Origin of the sequence: Sulfobacillus harzensis, assembly GCF_012933365.1 — a bacterium.
Lineage (GTDB): Bacteria > Bacillota > Sulfobacillia > Sulfobacillales > Sulfobacillaceae > Sulfobacillus_B > Sulfobacillus_B harzensis.
Genome location: NZ_JABBVZ010000147.1, coordinates 1 through 6,318, shown reverse-complemented (window position 1 = coordinate 6,318; position 6,318 = coordinate 1). Strand labels below are relative to the sequence as shown.

4 protein-coding genes are annotated in these 6,318 nt (G+C 56.6%); all 4 read left to right on the top strand.

The annotated features are described in order from the left end of the window. Positions 1 to 156: 156 nt before the first annotated feature. On the top strand, positions 157 to 1,539 hold the full coding sequence (locus tag HIJ39_RS20910) for an ATP-binding protein (protein ID WP_169102979.1): 1,383 nt from the start codon (positions 157 to 159) through the stop codon (positions 1,537 to 1,539). Positions 1,540 to 2,341: 802 nt separating this feature from the next. Further along, positions 2,342 to 3,730 (top strand): right-handed parallel beta-helix repeat-containing protein, encoded by a 1,389-nt coding sequence (locus tag HIJ39_RS20900; protein ID WP_169102977.1) that lies wholly within the window; start codon positions 2,342 to 2,344, stop codon positions 3,728 to 3,730. Between the two features lie 1,293 nt (positions 3,731 to 5,023). After that, positions 5,024 to 5,350, top strand: a complete 327-nt coding sequence (locus HIJ39_RS20895) for an antibiotic biosynthesis monooxygenase family protein (RefSeq protein WP_169102976.1) — start codon at positions 5,024 to 5,026, stop codon at positions 5,348 to 5,350. 758 nt (positions 5,351 to 6,108) lie between these two features. Beyond that, positions 6,109 to 6,318 (top strand): hypothetical protein (locus HIJ39_RS23850; protein WP_207711832.1); only part of this gene is annotated, 210 nt, incomplete at its 3' end.

Sequence of the window (6,318 nt, the reverse complement as noted above, 5' to 3'; positions counted from 1 at the left end):
CTAATGTCCCACTGCGGTCGTCAAGGGTTAGTCGTCTGCTCTATCATTTCAGTCAACCTGACTTTGACGAATCCCTGAACGAACATGCGAGATTGGAAGGAATTTGCTTCTTCTTGTCGAATATTTACATGTCTTGGCAAGTGGATTCGAGGAAGTGTGAAACGATTGGCAACAAGCCTTAGGGCGAACGGCGCACGAAATCGGAACCGAACCTTCGTCGGACGCGATGCCGAACGTCAGCGCCTTGCGCGCTGGCTACGCAGCGAATCCGCTCCGACAACAATTGTCGATATTACCGGGTTAGGGGGCATCGGTAAATCCACCCTCTTGAATGTTTTCTTGCACGACGCCGAGGAATGCGGCGCCTACACGGCCTGGATCGATGGGCGAGCCTGCTTCGGAACCCCCGAGGGCGTCCTCCGGCATTTGCCAGCCACCTTTTTGCAATGGATGCAAACGCCGGATGTGGACACCAAATGGGTTCTCGGTATCGACAACTTTGAAGCACTCCGTGATTTAGGCGGATGGCTTCGCCACAACTTCTTTGCAGTGGGGCCGGCGTCCAACCTTCTCATTCTCGTGTGCGAGCGCAACTCGTCGCTCATGGAATGGCGGTTAGACCTGGACTGGGCCGGGCGCGTGGAGGAATGGGCGCTAGAGCCATTCACCATCGGCGAGGCGATCACCTTTCTCCGTCGCCGCGGTATCCCCTTCGATGCTAACATGGCCGTAGTAGGTCAGGTACCACTGACACTGGCTATCTACGCTGACTTGTACCAGCGTGGCGCTCTGGAGGGTGAGGGTGTGCGCATGGCGCGGGAGGCGTTTTCGGCAACCCTTCTGAAAGAAGTACTGCATACCGAGTGGCGCGAGGCAATCAATGTGTTGTGTCTCGTCTCGCGCGCTCATTTGGACTTCCTTAACGCCGTTCTCGAACAACCATTGTCGGTAGCGGATTATCGACAGTTGGCTTCCGTTTCGTTTGTGACGGACACCCCCAGCGGGCTTGGCCTACATGACCTCGCCGCGGGGGAGCTTTTGCGCGAGTTCCGTCGTTGCCAACCGGAGGCTTTTCATCGCCTCCGGTGCAAAGTCATCGGGGAGCTCGCCCGTGCCTGGCAGCAGGCGCCGGACAACCGTGAGGACGGGCGGTTGGCCCATGACTTAGTGCGCCTCGTGGGCCGAGATTTGGAGCCGTGGCGTGACTACGCGGATCTTTACGAGGACCCGCATGGACTTGAAATTGTCCCCTACGAGCCCGCTGATCGGTTGGACGCCCTCCAGTGTCTTAATGAATGGGCCCGGCCTGCCATCCCCATGAGTCTGGCCAGAACAGGCTGCGTTGTTCGATGTTGTGGCGGACAAGATGCCCCACACCATCCGCATGGTACGCGACCCTTTGGGGCAATCCGTGGCCACAATCTGCCTTCTACCGGTCACCCAGGACACCTTCGACATCTTAAGCGTCTTTGTTCCCGACATTATGGCGCGTCTTGCCGCGCATCCTCATCTCGACGTCGACCTCTCCCGGCCGGATGATACCCGATTGGTGACCATGGTGGGGGTGAGGACGCGACACACGGTGTTCTCAGTGCCTCTACTTACCGGAACGGTGCTCCGCTATACCCTAGAATCCTCAAGCGGCCGCCGGACGCTAGGCATGGTCCTCGATCCGCGGTTTAAACTTCTGCTCGAGAAGTTAGGCTGGACGGCATACCCGTTCCCGCTCATTTCCGAGTCTGATCTATTGCTGTACAGTCTGGATTTACGCTTTGAGCACATTCCGCGCTGGGCAGCACGGATGACCCGCGTCACGCTGGTGGATCCGCTGACCGCATTAAAGTCGGTGACCGTTGCAAACATGCGGGGACTTCTGAGCGCCTACCACGATACCGGCCGTTTCCAGAGACTAGCAGAGGCCATGGGCCTGACCCTTCCACCGGAACAACTCCGGGGCCTCTTGCTACAAGCTCTGCAAGCTTTTGCCAAAAAGCCGCATGGGACAGCAGCAGCCGCTCTCATTCGTCAAAGCTACCTCGATCCCGCTCCCGCAACCCGATTGGCGCTGGCCGATCAGTGGAACGTCAGCCGGGCCACCTTCCATCGCCACCTCTCTCGGGCCGTTGCAGAATTTGCGCATTTTATCCATGAGCAAGTGTAGCGCGGAACGCGTGAGACTTTGATGAGACTCTTTCGCGACGACACTCCGGCATACTTAAGAGTGCGTTGGGGCTGACAACGGTTTCCCCAGCATTAGGGGAGGTCTCGAGTATTCGGAGCACAACCGTATCTCCTCGGCGCATAGCAATGTGGATTACCAAATTTAAAGGAGTGTCACGCGATGAAGCGAATGTATCCCTTACTATCGGCCGCCGCCTTGACCGGCCTTACACTTGTGGCCGCGCCGTCCGCGATGGCTGCCAGCCAACCGTCGATTGCTTACGTGAGCCCGTCGGGAAGCAACAGTACCGGGACGGGCAGCCCCACAGCCCCCTATGCAACCATTTCCCAAGCCGAGTCGGAGGTCGCCCCGGGCGGAACGATCGTTGTCGAACCCGGCACGTACAAAGAGAGCGTCAGAATTACCGACACTGTGCGGATCGTAGCGGATGCTGCACTGTCCGGAAATGCCTCTAATACCATCCTGGATGCCAGTGGCCAATCGAACGGCATCGTCATTTCGGGAGCTGGTGCCAACGGCACTCAGATTTCGGGTCTCACCATTGAAAACGCGGACAACCACGGCGTGTTTGTCCAGAATAGCAACGACGTGGTGCTGAGTCATCTCATGGTCACCAAGAACGGCTTGAAGAATGTCGCCAATCCCAAAATCGCTGAGGACAAAGCGATTGAGATGGTCGGGACTACCGACGGCGATATCTACGATAATACCGTGGTCGACAACGGCGGCGGTATCGGCCTCGCCGACAACGGAACCATCAATCCCGGTGCACCAGCCCCCGCGGGAACGGCTGCGCCCTCGCTCGCCAATGTCATCCGCGATAACACGATTAGCGGCAATAGCACAGGATGCGGTATCGTCATCGCATCCTATAACGCGGGTGAAGGCGTTATCGATAATGTTGCCATTGGCAACAAAGTCAGTCTAAGCCCGGCAGGTATCGTCGTCGCAGCCGACACCCCCAATACGGTGGCCCGTGGCAACCAGGTGCTGCACAACACCGCCTTTGACAACTTTTTGCCCGGTGTGATCTTGCATAGCAACGCCCCGGGAGACATCGTGACCGCAAACACCGTAGTGGGAAACACGGTCTACGGCAACAAGCCCGATCCAGAGGTCAAGGCGGACACTGGGCCTACTGGTATTATTGCCATTGGTGTGGATAATCCCGTGACGCAAAGCATCGTTGCTGGCAACACGATCAGCAAGGAAACTTATGGGGTGTACTTGGTCAATGCACCCGGTACCCTCGGTCTCAATGGGAACACCTATGCCAAGAGCGTTACGACGCCTATCTATCCCCACACTTGGGCTACTCGCTTTCCGCTGCTGCCGACCCGGATTGCCGCTCGGCACCACGATTCCTTTTTCTATGCCGGGTGGTGGTCTCACGCCAATAACACAGTCGCCATCGCCAAGTACAATGGGGCGGGCCAGCTGATCGTGGTCTACCCACAGCGGTACTCGGCAAAAATCGCCAAGGCTATTGGCTCGCTTGCGAACGGGACGTTTGTCCCGACCGGCCATTATTCGATTCCGCAGGCCTGAGCACTTCACGGCTTGGACTGCCGTCGACCGAAACCATCCCCACGCCTCTGCCCAATCCGGGCAGGGGCGTTTTTGATCCGCGGTTGGTCGTCATTTCGGCGGTTGACGCTGGCCGACGAGGCTTGAGACTGGCATTTTTGTTCCGTCGCTGACCGTGACGATTGCGCCGTTATCCAGCCCTTATGGCGGCAACGTCGGGCCACTCGCGCCCGTCATCCAAATGCAATGCCCCCGGTGGAGTACGGATCGGGTGATACCGCCCTGGTTCGCCGTCCGGGAGAAGACCTCAGCAACCGGGATCACGGCAGGCTGGTGCCCTTGTGTCTGCTCTTTTGGTACACGACCCTGAAAATGAAGCAAAACTGCGTAACTCTACGGAATCAAAATTAAGAAGCCTGGGACAACCTCGAAAAACCGTCTTACGGACTTCGAGGTCGCGATGTCGGAAATTCCTGGACCTGCCCGGCTCGCACCGGCGGGCTGTCTCGGATGTGGGGTGGATGGAGCCCCGCCGTGTTGCTTGGGTCGGAATGCTTTACACAGTTAATCAGGGAGATTCGGGGGCTAATGCATTAGCCAAGCTATCCCGTGGACAGGAGCAATTCAGCGGCATTTTCGCTAATATCATTTCGTTTGCAGGAAAGCCCGAGGGGCATGCCTATGAGAAATGGGCTAGTCGTTGGACGCGGGGTTCGGGTCTCTCTGGCTGCCCTGGGTGCGGGGCTGTTGTTGGCTGGCTGCGGATTCGCGGGCAAATCCTACACATACCTCAGCTCCAGCCATCGTCGGATCTGAAGCGATCATGATTTGGCGTCGTGGGATGTGTCTCTCGTGCCGAAGCCCTTTACTATCAGCACCAATCTGGTGCATCCGCCGGTTGTGAATGCCACGCTGACAATCCTTTTTAAGAATCAGCAACAAAAGCGGTTTCACCGCTGCATGACCTGAAGTGGATCGACCCTGGTGAACCGTCCGGGCTTGCTGTGGAAAGTCGGACCGGCCACACGTCCGCCGTCGAGTTTTCTTTTGATGAAGGGAAAGTGATCGTTCCATGGTCGGAGGGGAATCATCAGTTACATGGGTGAACAGATTTTTTTAAAATTACGCCGATCTTATTCATCGGGCTAGCCACGACACATCGGGGGGAGCACGTAGCGGGGCTGCTTACGGCCTGCGTATGGGGGCAAGAGTCCCGCAAGCGACTAGTACGACAACATGGCACGATGCGGCCAAAGAATTCCTAGCAGGATAATTCAACACATGAAAGAACTCTGGTCACGGAGGTGAATCACCATGAGTGGAATCGCGCACACACCGAAACCACCCTACTATGCTGTGATTTTTACGTCGGAACGGACCGACGGAGATAGCGGCTATGCACAAATGGCCGATGAGATGCTGAAACTGGCCGCTGGCCAACCGGGATTTTTAGGGGTGGAAAGTGCCCGCGAAGGAGTCGGCATTACCGTTTCCTATTGGGCATCGCTTGAAGATATTCGAAACTGGAAACAGCATGAACGACATCTGGTAGCTCAGAAACTGGGACAGTCTGAATGGTATCTCCGATACAAAACCCGAGTAAGTAAGGTTGAACGGGATTATGGGTTTGAGAAAGACTAAGCGGTGTCGACCGATGGCCCTGCTTACAGGTTATCGTGCCTTTCGAGTTATGGGACCTTGTCGACTTGGAGCGCTAGTCCACCAGCTTCCTAGTGAAGGTCTCCATGAGTTGAGCCATGAAGCGGCCGTTGGACTAGGAAGGCGACGGCCACGATGACGATATTCGCGCCAGTGCCGGTTGCATGGTTCCACGGGACATGAATTGAATTGGCCGATCAGACCTGTTACGGCACCTATAATCCCGCCGAGGATCGGGCGAACTATGTACCACGCCGTGAATCGGGGGCCCGTATCCCAATATTCGACGTGTGGGTAAATGCGTACAGGTAAGAGAAACGGCGCCTACAGAGCCCGTCACGGCAGAAATGCTGACGATTTCACCAATAGTCCGATAACAGGACGTGGTGTTCTCAGGCGTTGGCTGGGAAATCTCACAGCCTGAAGCCGCAGGCTGTCGGATATACCTCGTCGTTTGCAGTTGCCAAAGACCGCGATGGTTTCACCCTTAATGTGTGGAAGAACGGTGCGTCCCGATGCGGAATGAATCCGACGTCATGCAATAGGGTCTTTGTGAACTCCCGACCCGTTCATTCGCGCGCATCCTCACCGCCGGGAGTGACGTATTCATGCAATCTGAGACTCTCGTTAGAAGTGTTCCCCAAGAACGCAAGATCGGATGGCTCCCATTGACAAGCATGCGGTTTGGTTAATTTGCCACATTGGCTCAACGGTTAATGGGTTCCACTCTCGGAGCGACCATGAGCTTGCTCGATGCGTTCGGCGTGTTGTCGTTGGGGGGCATCATTCTGCGACGCGTGGCTATCTCGATAGGAATCGTGGGCCAAAAGTCTGGTCTTCCTATCAGCCGATTGACAAGACAAGTGGGCCTAAGAGCTTTTTCAAAAATTGACCCGGACGGCTCCGCGGACGGGTGTCAAAATTCGCTGGGGTGGGCGGCCATTTGGCAG

Excerpts from the sequence above, each read along its gene's own strand:
- HIJ39_RS20900 (WP_169102977.1), top strand. The coding sequence starts at position 2,342 with ATGAAGCGAATGTATCCCTTACTATCGGCCGCCGCCTTGACCGGCCTT.
- HIJ39_RS20895 (WP_169102976.1), top strand. The coding sequence starts at position 5,024 with ATGAGTGGAATCGCGCACACACCGAAACCACCCTACTATGCTGTGATT.